We start from the raw sequence: 21,548 nt of genomic DNA, 5'->3' as shown, positions 1-21,548 counted from the left end.
CAATGACCGATACCGCTGAATCCCTTGATCCCTTACGCTTGCCGTTACAGGGTGAGCGATTGATTGAAGCTTCAGCGGGAACGGGAAAAACCTTCACCATTGCCGCCCTCTATTTGCGCCTGTTACTGGGGCTTGGCGGTCAGGCGGCGTTTTCTCGTCCACTCAGCGTGGAAGAGCTGCTGGTGGTCACCTTTACCGAGGCTGCCACCGCAGAGTTGCGTGGACGTATTCGCTCGAATATCCATGACTTACGTATCGCCTGCCTGCGTCAAACCACCGACAATCCCCTCTATGCCCGTCTTCTGGAAGAGATAACCGACAAACAGCAAGCCGCGCAGTGGTTATTGCTGGCCGAGCGGCAGATGGACGAGGCTGCCGTATTTACTATCCACGGTTTTTGCCAGCGCATGCTCAGTCTGAATGCGTTTGAGTCAGGCATGCTCTTTGAGCAACAGCTCATTGAAGATGAATCAGAACTGCGTCACCAGGCCTGTGCCGATTTCTGGCGGCGTCATTGCTACCCGTTGCCTCGCGATATTGCCGAGGCGGTGCATTCGCTCTGGAAGGGACCTGAAGCGCTACTTCGCGCCATCGAACGCTATCTGCAAGGAGAAGCGCCGGTCATCAAATCCCCCCCTCCGGCGGATGAAACGCTGGTTGCGCGCCACGAGAAGATCATTTCCCTGATTGCCGCGCTGAAGCAAAAGTGGTGCGACTCGGTGGGTGATATTGATGCGATCATCGAAAACTCCGGTATCGACAGACGCAAGTTCAACCGCGGAAACCAGGCGAAATGGATCGAAAAAGTCAGCGCATGGGCGGAAGAAGAGACGCGCAGCTATCAGTTGCCTGACGCTCTCGAAAAGTTTTCGCAAAATTTCCTGGCAGAACGGACCAAAGCGGGTGGCGTGGTACCTGAACATCCGCTGTTTATGGCCGTTGATGAGCTGTTGGCTCAGCCGCTCACTCTTAATGATTTGATGATTACCCGCGCGATGGCGGAGATCCGTGAAACCGTGGCTCGCGAGAAACGTCGGCGCGGTGAGCTTGGCTTTGACGATATGCTCAGTCGTCTGGATGCTGCCCTGTGTAGCGAAAATGGCGAAGCGCTGGCTAAGGCTATTCGCACCCGTTTTCCGGTGGCGATGATCGATGAATTCCAGGATACCGATCCGCAGCAATATCGTATTTTCCGTCGAATATGGCAAAAACAGCCGGATACGGCTCTGTTGCTGATTGGCGATCCTAAGCAGGCCATCTACGCCTTTCGTGGTGCGGATATTTTTACCTACATGAAAGCCCGTAGCGAGGTGGCAGCGCACTACACGCTGGATACGAACTGGCGATCGGCATCGGGCATGGTCGCAAGTGTGAATGCGCTGTTCGAGCGGATGGATGCGGCCTTTATGTTCCGGGAAATTCCGTTCTCACCGGTGAAGGCCGCGGACAAAAATAGCGGGCTGCGCTTTGAGTTTGCGGGCGTGGATCAGCCAGCGATGAATTTTTGGCTGATGGAGGGCGAAGGCTGCGGCGTCAGTGACTATCAGAACTTTATGGCGCAGCAGTGTGCGGCGCAGATCCGCGACTGGCTCAGTGCCGGTGCGCGTGGTGAAGCGCTCCTGTGGAGAGGTGAAGCCTCGAAGCCGGTGACGGCATCGGACATTAGCGTGCTGGTGCGCAGTCGCCAGGAAGCGTCGCTGGTTCGTGATGCGCTCACGTTGCTTGCTATTCCTTCGGTCTATCTGTCAAACCGCGACAGCGTATTTGAAACTCTTGAAGCGCAGGAGATGCAGTGGCTGCTGCAGGCCGTGCTCACCCCTGAGCGAGAGAGTACGTTACGGAGTGCGCTGGCAAGCTCGATTCTTGGCCTCAATGCTCGAGACATTGACGCTCTGAATAATAATGAGCATCAATGGGACGTGGTCGTGGAAGAGTTTGCCCGCTACCGCGAACGCTGGCAAAAGCGTGGCGTAATGGCGATGCTGCGCGAACTCATGGCGCAGCGCCACGTTGCTGAGAATTTGCTGGCCACGCCCGGCGGCGAGCGCCGTCTTACCGACATTTTGCATATCAGCGAGCTGTTGCAGGAGGCGGGATCGCAGCTGGAAAGTGAGCATGCGCTGATCCGCTGGTTATCGCAGCAAATCGCCGATCCCAACAGCAATGCCTCAAGCCAGCAGATGCGCCTTGAGAGCGATAAGCATCTGGTGAAAATCGTCACCATCCATAAATCAAAAGGGCTGGAGTATCCGCTGGTTTGCCTGCCTTTTATCGCCGATTATCGCGCGCAGGATCAGGCGTTTTATCACGATCGCCTCTCGTTTGAACCGGTACTCGATCTGAGTAAAGCGGACGCCAGTATTGAACTCGCCGAGGCGGAACGCCTGGCGGAAGATTTACGGCTGCTGTATGTGGCGCTCACGCGATCTATTTGGCATTGCAGCCTGGGCGTTGCACCGCTTTTCCGCCGCCGTGGAGAGAAAACGGGCGAGACAGACGTTCACCAAAGCGCGCTGGGGCGACTGGTTCAGCAGGGCGAGGCAAAGGATGCCGCAGGCCTGCTTCAGTGCCTGGAGGCGTTATGCGATGAGAATATCACGCTGCAGACCCCAGGCCTTCCCGATCGTTCCCGTTGGCAAATGCCTGAGCTGGCGTCACCCGATCTGGGCGCACGGCAGATTACGCGTGCGTTAGTTGATGAGTGGCGCGTGACCAGCTATTCCGGCTTACAGCAGCACGGGCAGAATATTGCACAAGATTTAATGCCTAAACTCGATGTGGACGCGTCGGGTGTGGGGGAGGTGGTCGAACAACCTGAACTCACGCCGCATCAGTTCCCACGTGGCGCATCGCCTGGGACATTTTTACACAGCCTGTTTGAAGAGCTGGACTTTACGCAGCCGATCTCCGCGGAATGGGTGCTGGAGATGGTGCAAAAGGGCGGTTATGACGCGCACTGGCAGCCGATTCTCAGTGAATGGTTAACGTCAATTTTGCAGGCACCGCTAACGCCCTCAGGCGTGTCTCTTAGCCAGCTCACCGCCAAAGAAAAGCAGGTGGAGATGGAGTTTTATCTCCCGATTGCCGGGCCGTTAACGGCGGAGGCTCTGGATGCGCTTATCCGGGAATATGATCCGTTGTCGGCGCAGTGCCCACCGCTTAATTTCCGCCAGGTGAGCGGGATGCTGAAAGGCTTTATCGATCTTGTTTTCCGCCATGATGGCCGCTACTACCTGCTGGATTATAAATCCAACTGGCTCGGTGAAAACAGTGAAGCCTATACCCGGCAGGCGATGGCTGCAGCCATGCAGTCGCACCGCTACGATCTGCAGTATCAGCTGTACACGTTAGCCCTTCATCGCTATTTGCGTCATCGCCTTCCAGGTTATACCTATGACGACCATTTTGGTGGCGTCATTTATCTGTTTTTGCGTGGCGTCGATGGCAACGATCCGCAGTCGGGGATCTTTACCACGCGCCCTGATCCGGAACTGATCGATAAAATGGACCGGCTGTTTGCGGCAAGCATGGACGAGGTGGCTTGATGACGATGCAACAACTCTTACTCGAGGCGGTAGAGCAGCGCGTGCTGCGCCGTCTGGATGCGCAGTTTGCCATGATGGTCGCGAGCGACGATGAACCTGCCGTTATGCTGGCTGCGGCGCTTCTGAGCCGGGATGCCGGAGAAGGGCACGTTTGCCTGCCGCTCTCCCGTTTGACCGTGGATGATAAAACGGCGGCCCCGCTCCAGGCCTGCTTTGCCCTGCTGGGCGACGCCGTGGACTGGGCGCACGAGTTGCGGCGCTCACCTGCCGTCAGCACCGGTGATACCCCGTCTCCTCTTATCCTGTGCGCGGAGCGACTGTATCTTAATCGGATGTGGCGCAATGAACGGGCTGTTGCGCGTTTCTTCACTGACATAAACCAGCCGTTACCTTATGACGCGGAGCTGCTCAGGCAAACGCTGAATGCCCTGTTTGGTTGTGCTGAATCGGTAAACTGGCAAAAAGTGGCGGCGGCAGTGGCGCTGACGCGGCGTATTGCGGTGATTTCGGGCGGGCCGGGGACGGGTAAAACCACCACCGTGGCAAAATTGCTTGCGGCGCTGATCCAGATGCAGGGAGAGCAAAAAGTCCGCATTCGTCTTGCCGCGCCGACCGGAAAAGCGGCGGCGCGCTTAACGGAGTCTTTGGGCGGAGCCCTGCAAAAACTCGGGCTTACCGACGATCAGCGCAAGCTGTTCCCCAGCGAAGCCAGCACGTTACACCGTTTGCTGGGCGCGCAGCCGGGCAGCCAGCGCTTGCGTTATCACGCGGGCAATCCGTTGCACCTTGACGTGCTGGTGGTGGATGAAGCCTCGATGATCGATTTAACGATGATGTCGAGACTGATTGACGCGTTGCCACCGCATGCGAGAGTCATTTTCCTCGGCGACCGCGATCAGCTGGCTTCCGTAGAAGCGGGCGCTGTGCTGGGGGACATCTGTCACTATGCCAGTCAAGGCTATACCGCCCAACGCGCGCACGAGTTGTCGCAACTGACGGGCTGCGTGATTGAAGGCAATAACGATGCTCTGGCGGGGGCATTGCGCGACAGCCTTTGCCTGTTGCAACAAAGCTATCGCTTCGGCACCGACTCGGGTATCGGGCAGCTTGCCGCGGTGGTTAACCGCGGCGATCGCCAGGGGATCAGGGCGGTATTGAGCGGGGCTTTTGAAGATATCGAGAAAAAACAGCTGCAAACGGGTGAAGAGTATCTTGCGATGCTCAATGATGCCTTACAGGGCTATCAGCGTTTTCTGCTCAGTGTTCAGCAACATGATGCGCCGGAAGCGGTCATTGCCGCTTTCGGGGAATATCAGCTGCTGTGTGCCTTGCGGGAAGGCCCGTTTGGCGTAAAAGGGCTGAATGAACGGCTGGAACAAACGCTGGCGCAGAGGCGTAAAATTGTCCGTCAGCCGCATTCGCGCTGGTATGAAGGCCGCCCGGTGATGATTTCCCGGAATGACAGCGCGCTCGGACTGTTTAACGGCGATATTGGCATTGCGCTCGATCGCGGTCAGGGGCTACGTGTGTGGTTCCAGATGCCGGATGGCAGTGTGAAATCGTTTCTTCCTGGCCGTCTGCCGGAACATGAAACGGCATGGGCAATGACGGTGCATAAATCCCAGGGCTCTGAGTTTGACCATGCGGTGCTGATTTTGCCGGCCCAGCTCTCGCCGGTTGTCACCCGCGAGCTGGTGTACACCGCCATCACCCGCGCCCGTAGCCGTTTATCGCTGTACGCCGACGATCGTCTGCTGGCGCAGGCCGTTACCACCCGTACCGAGCGTCGTAGTGGATTAAGCGCGATATTTGAATCAGCGTAATGCTGTTTGCCTTCTCCATTATGGAGAGGGCAGCAGGAAAAACTTCATGAAATTCAGGTGTGACAGCGATGCGCAGGCCCGGCCATAAATCGTCTGGCGTTTTCTGAAGGCCGGATCGCCGTGCGGTCAGGGCAGGTTTAAAGAGATATTACACCTGCCCGTCCCTGATAAAGCGGAAGCAATAAGACTCAAGCACCGTCCTAAAACCTTAACTCAAATCCGCCATCAGCACTTTTGAGCGGCGCTGATAGTTGTACATCTCTTTTTTACTCTCTGGCAGAGAATCAATATCCACTGGCGTAAAGCCCCGCTCCTGGAACCAGTGAATGCTGCGCGTCGTCAGTACAAACAGTTTACTCAGGCCGCTCTGACGCGCCTGGGCTGCAATGCGTTCAAGCAGGACTTCTCCGCGCGAGGAACTGCGATAATCCGGATGAACGGCCACGCAGGCCATCTCACCAATTTTCTCTTCCGGGAAAGGATAGAGCGCCGCACAGGCGATCGTCAGGTTGTCACGCTGGATGATGGTAAATTTATCGATCTCCATTTCCAGCTGCTCGCGTGAGCGACGGACCAAAATTCCTTGCTGCTCCAGTGGGCGAATGAGCTCCAGGATCCCGCCGATATCGTTGATCGTTGCGCGACGGATCTGTTCCGCGCTCTCCATGACAATCTGCGTACCAATCCCGTCGCGGGAGAACAACTCCTGCAGCAGGGCACCATCTTCCTGATAACTGATTAAATGGCTACGGCGTACACCGCTGCGACAAGCTTTTACGGCCCCACGCAGGAAACGCACGGTGCCGGAGTGATAATCACCTTCTGCTTCAAGCGATTCGACGCGCGCCTGGGCTTCGTTCGGGAAGAGCTCGGAAACAATATCGCCCTGTTCATTAAAGACGCCCTGAGAGGAGCAAAAACCGATCATCTTCTCGGCTTTCAGTTTAATGGCCAACTGAGTGGCGACCTCTTCGGAAGTAAGGTTAAAACTTTCGCCCGTCACGGAGACGGCCACCGGCCCCATCAGCACAATCGCACCGCTGTCCAGTTGACGATGAATGGCCTCTTCATCAATACGGCGGATACGCCCGCTGTGGCAGTAATCCACGCCATCGTCCACGCCCAATGGTTGCGAGATAATAAAATTACCGCTGACCACGTTGATATGCGCCCCTTGCAACGGCGTGTTGTTGAGACTCATCGACAGACGGGCGGTGATATCTAACTGCAAAAGCCCGGCTGCCTGCTTAACCAGTTCCAGCGTTTTGGCGTCAGTCACACGGGTGTGCTTATGATAAATCGGTTCGTGATGGTGAGCGGCGAGATTGGCGTCAATTTGTGGACGGGCACCGTAGACCACAACCAGACGGATCCCCAGGCTGTGCAGCAGGCCGATGTCATTGACAATGCTGGAAAAATTCTCGTGTTCAATGGCTTCGCCACCCAGCATGATGACAAACGTTTTTCCCCGATGGGTATTGATGTAGGGAACCGAATGGCGGAATCCCTGGACCAGTTCGGTTCTACGTTCCTTTACCACGGCACAACCCCTCAATGAATGTTTATTCGTATTTTGTGTATTTTTATTCGATTATTGCCACCTGCGCAAGTCTAAATTCTCTGCAAACCTGAGAATTTAATAAGTGATGCGAACGTTAACGTATGATTGTTTACCCTTTTATAGATGACAGGTTATGCGTCATTCGTTAAAGTTTTCGGTCAATTTGGACGTTTTGTATATAAATTAGATTTCTTGCTCGGGAGAGGCATGTCGGGATCCAAATCAGCAATAAGCCGCCGCCGTTTGTTACAAGGGGCCGGGGCAATGTGGTTGCTTAGCGTCAGCCAGGTTGCACTCGCCGCTGCCAGCCAGGTCGTGGCTGTGCGCGTCTGGCCGTCTTCGACCTATACGCGCGTGACGGTAGAATCCAGTCAGGTACTGAAATACAAGCAGTTTGCTCTCAGTAATCCTGAACGTGTTGTGGTGGATATCGAAGGTGTCAATCTGAACTCCGTGCTGAAAGGTATGGGAGCGCAGATCCGTGGCGATGATCCTTTTATCAAATCAGCCCGCGTTGGTCAGTTTGATCCGCAAACCGTGCGGATGGTGTTTGAGCTGAAGCAGAACGTTAAGCCGCAATTGTTTGCGCTGGCGCCGGTGGCTGGTTTCAAAGAGCGTCTGGTGATGGATCTCTATCCGGCAAATGCGACGGATATCCAGGATCCGCTGCTTGCGTTGCTGGAGGATTACAACAAGGGCGATCTCGAAAGACAGGTTCCGCCAGCGCAAAGCGGTCCCAAGCCTGGCAAAGCCGGGCGCGATCGTCCGATTGTGATCATGCTCGATCCGGGGCACGGTGGGGAAGATTCAGGGGCGGTGGGCAAATATCGCACGCGCGAAAAAGACGTGGTGCTGCAAATTGGCCGACGGCTCAAGGCGCTTATTGATAAGGAAGCCAATATGCGGGCCTATATGACGCGTAATGAAGATGTGTTCATTCCGCTGAAAGTCCGCGTTGCAAAAGCGCAGAAACAGCGCGCTGACCTGTTTGTCTCCATTCACGCGGATGCGTTCACCAGCCGGCAACCGAGCGGTTCATCGGTCTTTGCGCTGTCGACCAAAGGGGCGACCAGTACCGCGGCGCGGCTGCTGGCGGATTCGCAGAACGCCTCTGACCTTATTGGTGGGGTGAGCAAGAGCGGCGATCGCTATGTTGATCACACCATGTTCGATATGGTGCAGTCCCTGACCATCACCGACAGCCTGAAATTTGGTAAGGCCGTGTTGGGCAAACTCGGCAATGTAAACAAACTGCATAAGAATAGCGTTGAGCAGGCGGGGTTTGCGGTGCTGAAAGCGCCGGATATTCCGTCGATTCTGGTCGAGACGGCGTTTATCAGCAATGTGGAAGAAGAGCGTAAACTCAAAACGGCGAAATTCCAGCAGGAAGTGGCGGAGTCGATTCTGGCAGGGATAAAGGCGTATTTCTCGGATGGCGCGACGCTGGCCCGCAGAGGATAGTTTCATCAGCCGGGTTTACGCCCGGCCAATTCACAAACTGCAGATACAAAAAAACACCCCTGAGGGTGTCTAATGTTGTTCGAAGAATTGGTTGCGGGGGCCAGATTTGAACTGACGACCTTCGGGTTATGAGCCCGACGAGCTACCGGGCTGCTCCACCCCGCGTCCGTCTTTCTTCATTTTTACATCTACTTCTTAAAACTTGATTGGTTGCGGGGGCCGGATTTGAACCGACGACCTTCGGGTTATGAGCCCGACGAGCTACCAGGCTGCTCCACCCCGCGTCCGTCTTTCTACTGAGCAAAAACATCGTAGAAATTTACTGCATCAAATTTTAATTGGTTGCGGGGGCCAGATTTGAACTGACGACCTTCGGGTTATGAGCCCGACGAGCTACCAGGCTGCTCCACCCCGCGTCCGTGGATGCGCACTATACTCGGATGACTTTTTGATGCAACCCTTTTTCACGTAAATAGCTAAATTAGTATGTAAATTGAACGACATCGTGCCAAATGGTCTATTTCTTGCGCAAAATGAGCCTTAGGTTGCGCTATCAGATTTCATTAGCCCTGGCGGTTTGTTATCTTCTTGATGAAGAACCGGGCAACTTAAAGACGAGATATAATGAAAGGACGTTGGGCGAAGTATCTGATGGCGGGCGCAATGGTAGCGATTCTTGCGGCTTGCACCTCTAAACCGACCGATCGCGGTCAACAGTATAAAGACGGGAAATTCAACCAGCCTTTCTCTTTAGTTAACCAGCCCGATGCCGTTGGTGCGCCTATTAACGCAGGCGACTTTGCTGAACAGGTGAGTCAGATCCGCACCGCCTCTCCTCGTCTGTATGGCTCGCAGAACAGCGTTTATAACGCGGTACAGGACTGGCTCCGCGCCGGTGGCGATACGCGTACCATGCGCCAGTACGGGATTGACGCCTGGCAGATGGAAGGGGCCGATAACTACGGTAACGTCCAGTTTACAGGCTACTACACGCCGGTGGTTCAGGCGCGACACACCCGCCAGGGCGAGTTCCAGTATCCTATTTATCGCATGCCGCCAAAACGTGGCCGCCTGCCGTCTCGCGCTGACATCTATGCTGGTGCGCTGAACGAAACCTATGTGCTGGCCTACAGTAACTCGCTGATGGACAACTTCATCATGGATGTTCAGGGCAGCGGCTACATTGATTTTGGTGATGGTTCCCCGCTCAACTTCTTTAGCTACTCCGGTAAGAATGGCCATGCTTATCGCAGCATTGGCAAAGTCCTCATCGATCGCGGTGAAGTGAAAAAAGAAGATATGTCGATGCAGGCGATTCGTGAGTGGGGCGAAAAACATAGCGAAGCCGAGGTACGCGAACTGCTGGAGCAGAACCCGTCCTTCGTGTTCTTCAAGCCGCAGAATTACGCCCCGGTGAAAGGGGCAAGCGCCGTGCCTCTGATTGGCCGTGCGTCGGTAGCCTCCGATCGTTCTATTATTCCGCCGGGCACCACGCTGCTGGCAGAAGTGCCGACCCTGGACAACAACGGCAAATTCAGCGGTCAGTATGAGTTACGCCTGATGGTCGCCCTTGATGTCGGCGGAGCGATTAAAGGCCAGCACTTCGATATCTATCAGGGGATTGGAGCTGATGCAGGACACCGTGCGGGTTGGTACAACCATTACGGGCGCGTGTGGGTACTGAAGGCGGCGCCAGGCGCTGGCAACGTATTCAGCGGCTGATTATGGTATTCTGAGCGTCTTGTGACCCGGTAGCGCGATGCCTGCCGGGTCTGAAATAGTTGAGCAGGGGTGAGGGAAAACTCTCACCCTTTTTACATCTGAGGTCTTATGTCTGCGGTTATCAGCGATACCTGGCGTCAACGCTTTGGCGGCACAGCGCGTTTATATGGTGAAAATGCCCTGCAACTGTTTGCGGATGCACATGTCTGCGTCGTCGGCATCGGCGGTGTTGGCTCGTGGGCGGCTGAGGCTCTGGCGCGCACGGGTATTGGTGCCATCACGCTTATTGATATGGATGATGTTTGCGTCACTAACACTAACCGCCAGATCCATGCCCTGCGCGATAACGTTGGCCTGGCGAAAGCGGAAGTGATGGCGGAGCGAATCCGTCTGATTAACCCGGAGTGTCACATCACGGTGATTGATGATTTCGTCACTGTCGATAATGTGGCGCAATATATGAGCGCAGGATTTAGCTACGTGATTGATGCCATCGACAGCGTGCGCCCGAAAGCGGCCCTGATTGCCTATTGCCGTCGCTATAAGATCCCATTAGTGACCACGGGCGGGGCGGGCGGTCAGATCGACCCGACGCAGATCCAGGTGACCGATCTGGCGAAAACGATCCAGGATCCGCTGGCGGCGAAGCTGCGAGAAAGGCTGAAAAGTGACTTCAACGTGGTGAAAAACAGTAAAGGCAAGCTGGGCGTGGATTGTGTTTTCTCGACCGAGGCGCTGGTCTATCCGCAGGCTGATGGCTCCGTCTGTGCGATGAAAAGCACTGCCGAAGGGCCCAAACGAATGGATTGCGCATCCGGTTTCGGCGCGGCAACGATGGTCACCGCGACCTTTGGCTTTGTTGCCGTCTCACACGCCCTGAAGAAAATGATGGCGAAAGCGAACCGTCAGGGCTAAATCTGACGCGCTGCATTCAGCACCGCTTCGCTGAGTGCGGCAAGCCCCTGGCTGCGTGACGCGCTTAACTGGCCACGGAGCCCCAGCTCATCAAACAGCGCCAGCGGATCGCTCTTCAGCAGTTGCTCCGCGCTTTTCCCTTCCACCGCGGTTAACAGGACCGCCAGCAGCCCCCGAACGATGCGTCCTTCGCTGTCGCCAAAGAAATGAAGCTTATTGTCAGCCCGCGTGACGCCAAGCCAGACGCGATTTTCGCAGCCTGGAATCTCTTTCGCCTGCGCTTTTAGCTCGTCTGAGAGGGCCGGGAGCTGCTTGCCCAGTAGAATAAGCTGGCGATATTTATCCTCCCACTGGGTCAGCGGCAGGAAGGTTTTTCTTAACGTCTCTTCAGTGATAACGCTGCCGAAGGGATGTCCGGCCAAAGCTGCACTTGTCATTAATCCACCAAAAGTTCGAGAGCGCGATCGACGGCGGCAACCAGAGCTGCGACGTCGTTTTGCGTGTTGTAAGGGGCAAAAGAGGCGCGAAGAGTTCCACTCACACCGAGTGCGGCGAGTAGCGGCTGTGCGCAATGCTGCCCGGCACGCAGGGCGATACCGTATTCCGCCAGCAGGGTAACCATATCGCTGTGATGCACACTGGCGAAATCAAACGCCAGCAGGCTGGAATCCTGTACCCGGAATGAACGGAAACCCGGTCGTTTTTTCAACTCTTCTTCCGCGAGTGTAGCCAGTCCACGGCTCCAGCTTTCCGCTTGTTCGACGTCAGTGTCAGCCAGCCACTCCAGCGCGGCGCTCAGCCCTATCACGCCCGCCACGTTTGGCGTACCGGCTTCGAGGCGGTACGGGATCTCCTGGGTTTTGAAACCGTCGAAGGTGACCTCGGTGATCATCTTTCCACCGCCCAGCCACGGGGTCATTTGCGCCAGGAGCTCTGCTTTACCATACAGCGCGCCAATTCCGGTTGGCCCATAGAGTTTATGTCCGGAGAATGCGTAAAAGTCGATATCCAGCTTGCGGACATCGGCCGGGAAATGCACCACGCCCTGTGCCCCGTCCACAACCACTACCATGCCGTTCGCATGAGCGATATCAATGGCGCGGGCGAGATCCGGACAACCGCCGGTGACGTTGGACATCTGACCAAGCGCCAGAATTCGGCTGCGTGGGGTGATCACATCCGCTAAAAGTGCTACATCGGGGAGTAAATCGGCGCCCAGCGGCAGCTTAACGATTTGTGCGCCCGTTTGTTCCGCCACCATCAGCCACGGCACTAAATTGGCGTGATGCTCCGCTTCGCTGACAATAATTTCGTCACCGGCCTGCAGGCGAGGGCGAGCGTAGCATTGAGCGACCATGTTGATGGCCTCTGTCGTGCCGCGCGTCCAGACGATGTTTTTACCGCTTTCGGCATTCAGCAGGTGGGCCACCTGATCGCGGGCGGCCTCATAGCGTGCGGTTAAACGCTGAGCTTGCGCAAACTGGCTGCGATGGACATTGCCAGCGCTCAGGCTATAGAACTGCGCCGTCGCGTCGATAACCGCCAGAGGCTTTAGGGCTGTAGCGGCGCTATCAAGATAAACACCGGCATCGGCAAGCGCCGGAAACTGTGCGCGAAAATGCGCAGGACTGAAAGCGTTCATGGAATTCCTCATCTCTGTTCAGGGATCGTCGCGCAATTTTGGCGGCAGGGCAAGGTAGTTGATCGCTATCGGAATTGTCTGTTTATCCTGGCAACCTGGCAGAAGCAGGTTATGCTGAATAGTGTTAGGAGAATGATTTAGCCTGTTCTAAATCGAGATTTGAATAGCATTAATTGCTAAAGGAGAAAATTATGAATAAGACTGCCGCAATCATTTCTGCCTGTGTTTTTACTTTCGCACTGAGCGCCTGTTCCGGTAATAACTATGTTATGCATACCAATGATGGTCGAACCATCGTGTCAGACGGGAAACCTAAAACTGACGATGAAACCGGGATGATTTCTTACAAGGATGCGAACGGGAACAAGCAGCAGATCAACCGGACCGATGTGAAAGAGATGGTTGAACTGGATAAGTAACAGATTTTTGACCAAAAAAAAGCACCGCAAACAGGCGGTGCTACATTAATCACTATGGACAGACAGGGTAAATGTACAGGAAGTGAAAAAAGGGTAGCTTCGCTACCGCGATCTGAATAGCAGACCAATTGCAAACACAACAACACAACATCACAACCGTAAGCCAAAAGCCCTTCAGAACACGCATTCCAAAAAAAGCTTTTCGTTCCGGCTCAGGAAGTGCCGCCACTATAGGTATTTGCTGGTAGTTCCTCAACGGACAAATTATAATGGCTCAGATAAAAAAAACTAATAGGTTAAGCGTTGTTTCCTATCTGTTAAACGCCGTTAACATCTAAGCCAGATAACCATGTCTAAGCGATTACCACCCTTAAATGCATTACGTGTTTTTGACGCTGCAGCGCGCCATCTGAGTTTCACTCGGGCGGCCGATGAGCTTTTTGTGACACAGGCCGCAGTAAGTCATCAAATCAAGTCTCTTGAGGATTTCCTGGGGCTTAAGCTGTTCCGTCGCCGTAACCGTTCGTTGCTTTTGACGGAAGAAGGGCAGAGCTATTTTCAGGATATCAAAGATATCTTTTCCCAGCTGACGGAAGCCACTCGCAAACTTCAGGCCCGCAGTGCCAAAGGCGCGCTGACGGTCAGTTTATTGCCCAGTTTTGCCATTCACTGGCTGGTACCGAGACTCTCAAGCTTTAACTCAGCTTATCCGGGAATTGATGTCCGAATCCAGGCGGTCGACCGTCAGGAAGACAAACTGGCTGACGATGTCGACGTGGCGATTTTTTATGGTCGCGGCAACTGGCCGGGCTTGCGTGTTGAAAAATTATACGCAGAATATCTCCTGCCCGTCTGTTCACCGCTACTGCTGACGGGAGACAAAGCGTTGAAAACGCCTGCTGATCTGGCGCAACATACGCTTTTACACGATGCTTCTCGCCGTGACTGGCAAACTTATACCCGCCAGTTAGGTCTAAATCATATTAATGTGCAGCATGGCCCCATCTTTAGCCACAGTGCGATGGTGTTACAGGCTGCCATTCACGGACAGGGCGTGGCGTTGGCGAACAACGTCATGGCGCAGTCCGAAATTGAGGCAGGCCGCCTGGTCTGCCCGTTTAATGATGTTCTGGTCAGTAAGAATGCGTTTTATCTGGTTTGTCATGACAGTCAGGCAGAACTGGGTAAAATAGCCGCCTTCCGGCAGTGGATACTGGCCAAGGCGGCGCATGAGCAAGAAAAATTCCGCTTTCGGTATGAGTAATCATTTTTTTTGTGTGCCGGGCACGCATAACTTTAGGACAGATACATGACCAGCCGTTTCATGCTGATTTTTGCCGCAGTGAGTGGCTTTATTTTTGTCGCACTGGGTGCTTTTGGCGCACATGTGCTGAGTAAGACGTTAGGGGTGGTTGAGATGGGCTGGATCCAGACTGGCCTTGAATATCAGGCGTTCCACACGCTGGCCATCTTTGGGCTTGCCGTCGCGATGCAGCGCCGAATCAGCATTTGGTTTTACTGGAGCAGCGTTTTCCTTGCACTGGGGACCGTTCTGTTCAGCGGCAGTTTGTACTGCCTCGCACTTTCACATTTACGCCTGTGGGCGTTTGTTACACCGGTCGGCGGCGTCAGTTTCCTCGCCGGGTGGGTATTGATGTTTATCGGAGCTATCCGTCTGAAACGCAGGGGCGTTGTTCATGAGTAAGGTTGTTTTATATTGTCGCCCGGGGTTTGAGAAAGAGTGTGCCGCGGAAATTACTGACAAAGCGTCACGTATGGAAGTCTTCGGATTTGCCCGTGTCAAAGAGCACTCGGGCTATGTGGTGTTCGAATGCTATCAGCCTGACGATGCGGATAAGATCGTTAGCAAGTTACCGTTCAACTCGTTGATTTTTGCGCGTCAGATGTTTGCAGCGGGCGAACTGCTGACCGATTTGCCGCCGGAAGACCGTATTTCACCTGTCTCCGGCATGCTGCAGGGCGTCGTGGAGAAGGGCGGTGATTTACGCGTAGAAGTGGCCGACACCAACGAAAGCAAAGAGCTGATGAAGTTTTGCCGCAAATTCACCGTTCCGCTGCGCGCTGCGCTGCGTGAAGTGGGCGTGCTGACCAACTACGAAACGCCAAAGCGTCCTGTCGTGCATGTCTTCTTTATTGCACCAGGCTGCTGCTACACCGGTTATTCTTATACGACGAACAATTCGCCGTTTTATATGGGTATCCCGCGTCTTAAATTCCCGTCCGATGCGCCAAGCCGTTCTACGCTCAAACTGGAAGAGGCGTTCCATGTCTTTATTCCGGCTGACGAGTGGGATGAGCGTCTGGCAAACGGGATGTATGCCGTTGATTTAGGCGCTTGCCCTGGCGGCTGGACCTATCAACTGGTGAAGCGCAACATGTGGGTTTCGTCTGTCGACAATGGCCCAATGGCGCAAAGCCTGATGGATACCGGGCAGGTCACCTGGCTGCGTGAAGATGGTTTCCGCTATCGCCCAACCCGTAATAACATCACCTGGATGGTGTGCGATATGGTGGAGAAACCGGCGAAAGTGGCTGCGCTGATGGCAACCTGGCTGGTGAACGGTTGGTGCCGCGAGACGATTTTCAACCTTAAGCTGCCGATGAAAAAGCGCTATGAAGAGGTGTCGCAAAACCTGGCGTATATTCAGGAACAGCTGAACGCGCAGGGGATTAACGCGGAAATTCAGGCGCGTCAGCTTTATCACGATCGTGAAGAAGTCACGGTGCATGTTCGTCGCTGGTGGGCTGCCGTCGGTGGCCGCAGAGACGAGCGATAAACGATCGGCCTCTCATCCTTCAGGGATGAGGGGCGATTACTGCCCCAGCCTTAGCTGCTGTAAATTCCCGTCCAGTTGTAAATCAGTCTGCAATCGCGCCACGTCCCGACAGATAAACGCCATTTCCTTGTGAGCTTCCAGTTTCTTGCGCCATTTCTCCGGGATGTTATCCAGATGAGCGTAAATCCCTTCCAGATCCTGAAAATCAGTCAACAGTTGCGCCGCGCTTTTTGGTCCGATGCCCGCCACTCCCGGTATTTTTGAACTGCTGATCCCGGCAAGGCCCCAGTAGTCAGGAAGCTGCTGTGGCGAAACGCCAAACTCATTTGCGATAAAAGGCGCATCCAGCCAACGTTTCTGGAAATAATCGCGAATGCGAATGGTCGGGGAGAGCAACTGGCAGTAGCCCTTATCCGTCGAAACAATGGTGGCCTGATGCCCGGCACTTGCGACCTTCATCGCCAGGGTGGCGGCCAGATCGTCGGCTTCGTGACTGTGTGAGCCCCAGCAGGGAACGCCGCGCTGCTCAAAGGATGCGCGAATGGTGGGCATCTCTGCGTGCAGATCATCTGGCATCGGCGCACGTCCCGCTTTGTAATCCGCTAAACGCTGATGGCGCCAGCCTGTGTTGCGCGCTTCGTCGTCGAACACCGCCACCACGTGGGTCGGTTCGCTATGGCGAATCAGCTGTTCCAGCGCGTGCAGGCAGGTGTCCTTACAGGGTGTGCCCTGTACCGCATGAATACGGCGAATGAGGTTTAACGCGTCAACAATCAGCAAATGAACAGCCACAGACAATCTCCCTAATATCCTGTTGAATAAGGGTAACACTGCAGACAGGTGGAAACTATCAAAGGCGGGGGAAATGGGAAGAAGCCTCGCAAAACGAGGCTTCTTTGTACGGTTAATCGCAGGTGACGATCTTCATTGCCAGTCCGCCGCGTGATGTTTCGCGGTATTTGGCGTTCATATCTTTGCCGGTTTCGTACATCGTCTCGATTACTTTATCGAGGCAGACGCGCGGCTCGCTGGTGCGTCGCAGGGCCATACGCGCGGCGTTTACCGCTTTAACGGAAGCGATGGCATTACGCTCGATGCATGGCACCTGAACCTGTCCGGCAACCGGGTCGCAGGTGAGGCCAAGGTTGTGCTCCATGCCGATTTCAGCCGCGATACAGACCTGCGTTGGGCTTCCGCCCAGCAGTTCCGCAAGCCCAGCCGCAGCCATTGAGCAGGCGACACCCACTTCACCTTGACAGCCGACTTCCGCGCCTGAAATGGAGGCATTCATCTTGTAAAGAGAGCCTATGGCGCTGGTCACAAGCATATAGCGAGCCAGCGAATTGGCATTCACTTCGCGGATGAATTTATCGTAATAAGCGAGAACCGCCGGAACGATACCGCATGCCCCGTTGGTTGGCGCGGTGACGACGCGTCCGCCAGCGGCGTTTTCTTCGTTTACCGCCAGGGCGAACATGTTGATCCAGTCAACCACAGCCATCGGATCGGTAGTCGTTTTATCCGCGCTCACCAGCATGCGACGCAGCGCTGCGGCACGGCGCGGAACGCGCAGTTTGCCTGGCAGTACGCCTTCCGTGGTGATACCGCGCTCGATACCGCCGCGCATCACATCCCAGACGTTTTTGAAGTGCTGTTCCAGCTCTTCTTTGCTGTGCAGCGCCAGCTCGTTTTTCATCATCAGGCCGGAGAGTGACAGACCGGTTTCCTGACAATGTCGCTGTAAATCTGCCGCGTTTTTATACGGATAGGGCACCGCAACGGATGAGTCGCTGGCCTGACCAAAGTGGTCTTCGTCGACGATAAAACCGCCGCCAATGGAGTAATAGGTTTGGCTGTAGATCGCCTTTTCGCCTGCCAGCGCGGTGATACGCATTCCGTTCTCATGCAGGGAGAGGTTGTCAGCATGGAAATTCATGCATTTATCAACCGGGAACTCGACCTCATGTTCACCGTTTGCCAGCAGCAGACGGCCATGAGTATTTACGTCCTGAATGAATCCAGGGATCGCGTCAATATCAACGGTGTCCGGCAGGTTCCCCGCCAGGCCCATAATAATGGCGATGTCAGTATGGTGGCCTTTACCCGTCAGCGACAGGGAGCCGTACACATCGACAACCACGCGAGTGACGTCGTGCAGAATGCCGCGTGAAATCAAGTCATCCGTGAATTGTTTACCGGCTTTCATTGGCCCGACAGTATGAGAGCTGGAAGGACCAATACCGATTTTAAAGATATCGAATACGCTAATCATGATGCGTCCATTGCTATCAGTCAGAGGAGGAGTGCGCCGCCCGAAGACGGCGCAGGAGGTATTAGCTGAACAGGGAGAAGAAAATAGCGGAGATGGCAATCAGACCCATAATCACAACGAATACGTTGCTGATATGGCCGCTGTACTTACGCATCGCCGGGACTTTCTGAATCGCATACATCGGCATCAGGAACAGAATCATCGCGATAATCGGGCCGCCCAGCGTTTCGATCATGCCGAGGATGCTCGGGTTCATGGTCGCGACCGCCCAGGTGGTCACCAGCATAAACAGCGCAGTGATTTTATTCAGTTTGTTGATTTCAATGCTTTTGCCTTTACCGCGCAGAGATTTAATCACCATACCGTTGAAGCCTTCACGTGCGCCCAGATAGTGGCCCAGGAAGGATTTGGTGATAGCGATAATCGCGATGATCGGTGCCATCCAGGCAATGACCGGTGCGTTAAAGTGGTTAGCCAGGTAAGACAGAATCGAGATGTTCTGATCTTTCGCTGCTGCCAGGTCCACCGGGGACAGGCTCAGTACGCAGCTGAAGACGAAGAACATTACGGTCAGAACCATCATGATGTGAGCGCGAGCCAGAATGCTGGAGCACTTCTTCTCTGCGTCCTGACCGTACTCTTCACGCTTCGCCACGGCGAAGGAAGAGATGATTGGGGAGTGGTTAAAGGAGAACACCATCACCGGAATCGCCAGCCACAGGGTCATCCACAAACCGTTACCGGTAGCCGATGCGCTGCTGAAGGACAGAGTTTCCAGCGCTGCGCCGTTCCACTGTGGGATCAGATAGCACGCCAGCACCATCAGGGCAATCACGAACGGGAACACCAGAACGCTCATCGCTTTAACGATCATCTGCTCGCCAAAACGCACGATGGTCATCATGCCGACAATCAGAATCAGAGACAGAATGGCGCGCGGTGGAGGCGTCATGTGCAGCTGGTGCGCCATGAAGCTCTCAACGGTGTTGGTAATCGCCACGCTGTAAACCAACAGAATCGGGTAGATCGCGAAGAAGTAGAGCAGGGTAATCAGTTTACCTGCGCCCACGCCAAAGTGTTCTTCAACAACTTCAGTGATGTCTTCGCCTGGGTTTTTACCGGACAGCACAAAACGGGTTAAACCGCGGTGTGCAAAATAAGTCATCGGGAAAGCAATGATTGCCATGATGATCAGCGGAATCAGACCGCCTACACCGGCGTTGATTGGCAGGAAAAGAACGCCCGCGCCGATCGCTGTACCGTACAGGCCCAGCATCCACATGGTGTCCGTTTTGCGCCATCCACTTCGGGATTCTGTCGAAGCAATGGTGCTGGTTTGAGTGGTTTCCATCTATTTCTCCTGGAGGAAGCAATTTGTCAGGTTTCTGGTCAATTCTGATGAAAAAAGGCCTGACGGTAATATGAAATTCGTTTAGAGACGGTTTTTTTATAATTTTTCCCCGTAACTATTTGCGGGCGGAAAGATACATTTAAGTAATGAATGTATCAGTGATCCTGATCCCAAATGCAATAATCCACTTTCGATGTGGGCATTATTAGACCAAAAAACTGTTAATAAAACGTCAAAGCGAATTTACGGGCGCGAAGGCTATCATTAACGACATGCGACCTGAAAGATCAGACAGCGAGATACGTGAGTTTGGCTGTAAAGATGGCGGTTTTTAGTTTTTTCTGGTGATTAATTTCGATTAAGGCTGATAAATCACGGTTAGAAAAAGCAGGTAATCGTTTGCGTGTGGGCGGGAAATGTAAATAACATAAATAAGATCTATGATTTGTCAGCGGAAATTAAAAAGCCGGGTTAAACCCGGCTTGAGAGGGGAAGCGAAGAGGCCGTTAAGCGCAAATCTCGTAACAAGGAATGTAAGCTGAGCCGGGAAGTTTCATACGATGCTGCGCGACAAAGCCCTGCAACAGGTCGTCCATACGGCGCATCATCTCGCTGTCGCCGTGAATCTTATACGGGCCGAACTCTTCAATGGCACGAATGCCAACTTCTTTGACGTTCCCGGCCACGATACCCGAGAACGCGCGACGCAGATCGGCGGCCAGCACTTCAACCGGTTGATCCGGGTACAATTTCAGGTTCGCCATATTTTCATGCGAAGGCTCGAACGGTTTCTGAAGGTCCGGCGTAATGCGAATTGACCAGTTGAAACTGTAAGCGTCGCCCGTATCACGACGATTCTCTTTCACCAGCGGCATCGCTTTTTTCATCTGGCGCGCCACTTCAGCCGCATCGTCAATGATAATGCGGTAGTGGCTGCGGGCCGCTTCACCCAGGGTATGAACAATAAACTCGTCCAGTACGCGGAAGTAATCTGCGCTCTCTTTTGGACCGGTCAGGATCAGGGGGAGTACCTGATTTTTATTTGCCGGATTCATCAGAATGCCCAGCAGGTACAGCAGCTCTTCTGCCGTGCCGACCCCGCCCGGGAAAATGATGATCCCATGTGCGATACGAACAAATGCTTCGAGACGTTTTTCGATGTCCGGCATGATGATCAGCTCGTTCACCAGCGGGTTAGGTGGTTCCGCTGCAATGATCGATGGTTCAGTCATACCAATGAATCGGCCTTCTTTATAACGCTGCTGGGCATGACCCACTGCAGCGCCTTTCATTGGCGCCTCCATGGCGCCTGGGCCGCAGCCGGTACAGATGTTCAGCTCGCGCAGACCTAGCTGGGTTCCTACACGGCGAGCATACAGATATTCGGTTTCGTTAATAGAGTGACCGCCCCAGCAGACCACCATGTTTGGCGCTTCACCCACGTGCAGGGCGCGGGCATTACGCAGAATGGAGAACACCAGGTTGGTCATATGCGCCGAGCTTTCCAGATTCAGGTGCTGGAAACGCCCTGCGTTGTGAATTTGACCGTTTACAAACAGGATGTCGCGCAGAACGGCGAACAGGTTTGCCTGCAGTGAGCGAATGATTCGCCCATCGACAAAGGCATCTTCCGGCGGATTGATGACTTCAAGCTTTACGCCACGCTCACGGCGCAGCACGTTGATATCAAAGCTTTCGAAGCGAGACAGTAACTCTTTACTGTTATCGGTCAGACTTCCGGAGTTCAGAACGGCAAGTGAACAGTTGCGAAACAGTTGATAAAGGTCACTGCTGGCCGTGCGTTTAAGCATGTCCACTTCCAGCTGCGACAACATATCCATTGAGCCAAGCGGGCTAATATGTGTAATCAAGTGAGCTCCTTACGGGATAAAGATCTTCTTTCCCTGTTGATTACAATAGCCCTGGCTTATGACGTTTCACAACCTCAGAGGCGGAATACCGCCCGCATATTGTGAAAATATTTATATATCTCATCCTTTATGCTGTCACTGCGTTGGCTGCACCTGCTCACCTTGATG

16 protein-coding genes and 3 tRNA genes are annotated in these 21,548 nt (G+C 54.3%); 9 read left to right on the top strand and 10 right to left on the bottom strand.

Annotation, left to right across the window (positions count from 1 at the left end; genetic code table 11):
• The first annotated feature begins 2 nt into the window (after positions 1-2).
• Together recB and recD are read left to right on the top strand one after the other, a co-directional pair.
• Positions 3-3,545: an exodeoxyribonuclease V subunit beta gene (gene recB, locus SOM82_RS16345; protein ID WP_320460503.1), complete on the top strand. Its 3,543-nt coding sequence runs from the start codon at positions 3-5 to the stop codon at positions 3,543-3,545.
• Entirely contained in the window at positions 3,545-5,368 is a 1,824-nt protein-coding gene (gene recD / locus SOM82_RS16340) for an exodeoxyribonuclease V subunit alpha (RefSeq protein ID WP_320460502.1), read from the top strand. The genes recB and recD overlap by 1 nt, the downstream gene beginning before the upstream one ends.
• A 208-nt stretch (positions 5,369-5,576) precedes the next feature.
• Here recD and argA read toward each other — a convergent pair whose 3' ends face one another.
• Entirely contained in the window at positions 5,577-6,908 is a 1,332-nt protein-coding gene (gene argA / locus SOM82_RS16335) for an amino-acid N-acetyltransferase (protein WP_320460501.1), read from the bottom strand.
• Positions 6,909-7,136: 228 nt separating this feature from the next.
• On the opposite strand from argA, the gene amiC reads away from it, so the two are divergent.
• Positions 7,137-8,390 carry an N-acetylmuramoyl-L-alanine amidase AmiC gene (gene amiC, locus SOM82_RS16330; RefSeq protein WP_154126061.1) on the top strand — a complete coding sequence of 418 codons (1,254 nt, stop codon included), beginning with the start codon at positions 7,137-7,139 and terminating at the stop codon, positions 8,388-8,390.
• Between the two features lie 88 nt (positions 8,391-8,478).
• Here amiC and SOM82_RS16325 read toward each other — a convergent pair.
• The 3 genes from SOM82_RS16325 to SOM82_RS16315 all read right to left on the bottom strand — a co-directional run bounded on the left by SOM82_RS16325 (position 8,479) and on the right by SOM82_RS16315 (position 8,806).
• A tRNA-Met gene (locus SOM82_RS16325) sits at positions 8,479-8,555 on the bottom strand.
• 42 nt (positions 8,556-8,597) lie between these two features.
• Positions 8,598-8,674 (bottom strand) — tRNA-Met (locus SOM82_RS16320).
• Between the two features lie 55 nt (positions 8,675-8,729).
• A tRNA-Met gene (locus tag SOM82_RS16315) sits at positions 8,730-8,806 on the bottom strand.
• 208 nt (positions 8,807-9,014) lie between these two features.
• Between SOM82_RS16315 and mltA the strand changes: the two genes are divergently transcribed.
• Both mltA and tcdA read left to right on the top strand, forming a co-directional pair.
• Positions 9,015-10,112 carry a murein transglycosylase A gene (gene mltA / locus SOM82_RS16310; protein WP_154126060.1) on the top strand — a complete coding sequence of 366 codons (1,098 nt, stop codon included), beginning with the start codon at positions 9,015-9,017 and terminating at the stop codon, positions 10,110-10,112.
• 108 nt (positions 10,113-10,220) lie between these two features.
• A complete protein-coding gene (tcdA, locus tag SOM82_RS16305; protein ID WP_320460500.1) occupies positions 10,221-11,027 on the top strand; it encodes a tRNA cyclic N6-threonylcarbamoyladenosine(37) synthase TcdA in 807 nt (268 codons plus the stop codon).
• Here tcdA and csdE read toward each other — a convergent pair.
• Together csdE and csdA are read right to left on the bottom strand one after the other, a co-directional pair.
• A complete protein-coding gene (gene csdE / locus SOM82_RS16300; protein ID WP_320460499.1) occupies positions 11,024-11,464 on the bottom strand; it encodes a cysteine desulfurase sulfur acceptor subunit CsdE in 441 nt (146 codons plus the stop codon). The genes tcdA and csdE overlap by 4 nt on opposite strands.
• Positions 11,464-12,669, bottom strand: a complete 1,206-nt coding sequence (gene csdA, locus SOM82_RS16295; protein ID WP_320460498.1) for a cysteine desulfurase CsdA — start codon at positions 12,667-12,669, stop codon at positions 11,464-11,466. The genes csdE and csdA overlap by 1 nt, the downstream gene beginning before the upstream one ends.
• A 191-nt stretch (positions 12,670-12,860) precedes the next feature.
• Between csdA and SOM82_RS16290 the strand changes: the two genes are divergently transcribed.
• From SOM82_RS16290 to rlmM, 4 genes are all read left to right on the top strand, one after another.
• Positions 12,861-13,088, top strand: coding sequence for a YgdI/YgdR family lipoprotein (locus SOM82_RS16290; protein WP_095283192.1), 228 nt, complete (start codon positions 12,861-12,863; stop codon positions 13,086-13,088).
• Between the two features lie 349 nt (positions 13,089-13,437).
• Positions 13,438-14,352: a glycine cleavage system transcriptional regulator GcvA gene (gcvA, locus tag SOM82_RS16285; RefSeq protein ID WP_095283191.1), complete on the top strand. Its 915-nt coding sequence runs from the start codon at positions 13,438-13,440 to the stop codon at positions 14,350-14,352.
• A 45-nt stretch (positions 14,353-14,397) separates the two neighbouring features.
• Positions 14,398-14,793, top strand: coding sequence for a DUF423 domain-containing protein (locus SOM82_RS16280; RefSeq protein ID WP_100779102.1), 396 nt, complete (start codon positions 14,398-14,400; stop codon positions 14,791-14,793).
• Positions 14,786-15,886, top strand: coding sequence for a 23S rRNA (cytidine(2498)-2'-O)-methyltransferase RlmM (gene rlmM / locus SOM82_RS16275; protein WP_154126056.1), 1,101 nt, complete (start codon positions 14,786-14,788; stop codon positions 15,884-15,886). Before SOM82_RS16280 ends, rlmM begins: the two co-directional genes overlap by 8 nt.
• A 36-nt stretch (positions 15,887-15,922) precedes the next feature.
• Here rlmM and xni read toward each other — a convergent pair whose 3' ends face one another.
• The 4 genes from xni to ppnN form a co-directional block, all read right to left on the bottom strand.
• On the bottom strand, positions 15,923-16,678 hold the full coding sequence (gene xni, locus SOM82_RS16270; protein WP_320460497.1) for a flap endonuclease Xni: 756 nt from the start codon (positions 16,676-16,678) through the stop codon (positions 15,923-15,925).
• Between the two features lie 112 nt (positions 16,679-16,790).
• Positions 16,791-18,158, bottom strand: coding sequence for an L-serine ammonia-lyase (locus SOM82_RS16265; RefSeq protein WP_154126054.1), 1,368 nt, complete (start codon positions 18,156-18,158; stop codon positions 16,791-16,793).
• 61 nt (positions 18,159-18,219) lie between these two features.
• Positions 18,220-19,509, bottom strand: coding sequence for an HAAAP family serine/threonine permease (locus SOM82_RS16260; RefSeq protein ID WP_154126053.1), 1,290 nt, complete (start codon positions 19,507-19,509; stop codon positions 18,220-18,222).
• 506 nt (positions 19,510-20,015) lie between these two features.
• Entirely contained in the window at positions 20,016-21,380 is a 1,365-nt protein-coding gene (gene ppnN, locus SOM82_RS16255) for a nucleotide 5'-monophosphate nucleosidase PpnN (protein WP_154126052.1), read from the bottom strand.
• Positions 21,381-21,548 lie beyond the last annotated feature (168 nt).

Origin of the sequence: Lelliottia sp. CFBP8978 (assembly GCF_034046055.2) — a bacterium.
Classification (GTDB): domain Bacteria; phylum Pseudomonadota; class Gammaproteobacteria; order Enterobacterales; family Enterobacteriaceae; genus Enterobacter.
The sequence above is the reverse complement of the archived record's forward strand: the minus strand, read 5'-3'. Positions and strand labels throughout refer to the sequence as shown.

Coding starts and splice junctions, on each gene's coding strand:
- recB (WP_320460503.1), top strand. CDS start 3: ATGACCGATACCGCTGAATCCCTTGATCCCTTACGCTTGCCGTTACAG.
- recD (WP_320460502.1), top strand. CDS start 3,545: ATGACGATGCAACAACTCTTACTCGAGGCGGTAGAGCAGCGCGTGCTG.
- amiC (WP_154126061.1), top strand. CDS start 7,137: ATGTCGGGATCCAAATCAGCAATAAGCCGCCGCCGTTTGTTACAAGGG.
- mltA (WP_154126060.1), top strand. CDS start 9,015: ATGAAAGGACGTTGGGCGAAGTATCTGATGGCGGGCGCAATGGTAGCG.
- tcdA (WP_320460500.1), top strand. CDS start 10,221: ATGTCTGCGGTTATCAGCGATACCTGGCGTCAACGCTTTGGCGGCACA.
- csdE (WP_320460499.1), bottom strand. CDS start 11,464: ATGACAAGTGCAGCTTTGGCCGGACATCCCTTCGGCAGCGTTATCACT.
- csdA (WP_320460498.1), bottom strand. CDS start 12,669: ATGAACGCTTTCAGTCCTGCGCATTTTCGCGCACAGTTTCCGGCGCTT.
- SOM82_RS16290 (WP_095283192.1), top strand. CDS start 12,861: ATGAATAAGACTGCCGCAATCATTTCTGCCTGTGTTTTTACTTTCGCA.
- gcvA (WP_095283191.1), top strand. CDS start 13,438: ATGTCTAAGCGATTACCACCCTTAAATGCATTACGTGTTTTTGACGCT.
- SOM82_RS16280 (WP_100779102.1), top strand. CDS start 14,398: ATGACCAGCCGTTTCATGCTGATTTTTGCCGCAGTGAGTGGCTTTATT.
- rlmM (WP_154126056.1), top strand. CDS start 14,786: ATGAGTAAGGTTGTTTTATATTGTCGCCCGGGGTTTGAGAAAGAGTGT.
- SOM82_RS16265 (WP_154126054.1), bottom strand. CDS start 18,158: ATGATTAGCGTATTCGATATCTTTAAAATCGGTATTGGTCCTTCCAGC.
- SOM82_RS16260 (WP_154126053.1), bottom strand. CDS start 19,509: ATGGAAACCACTCAAACCAGCACCATTGCTTCGACAGAATCCCGAAGT.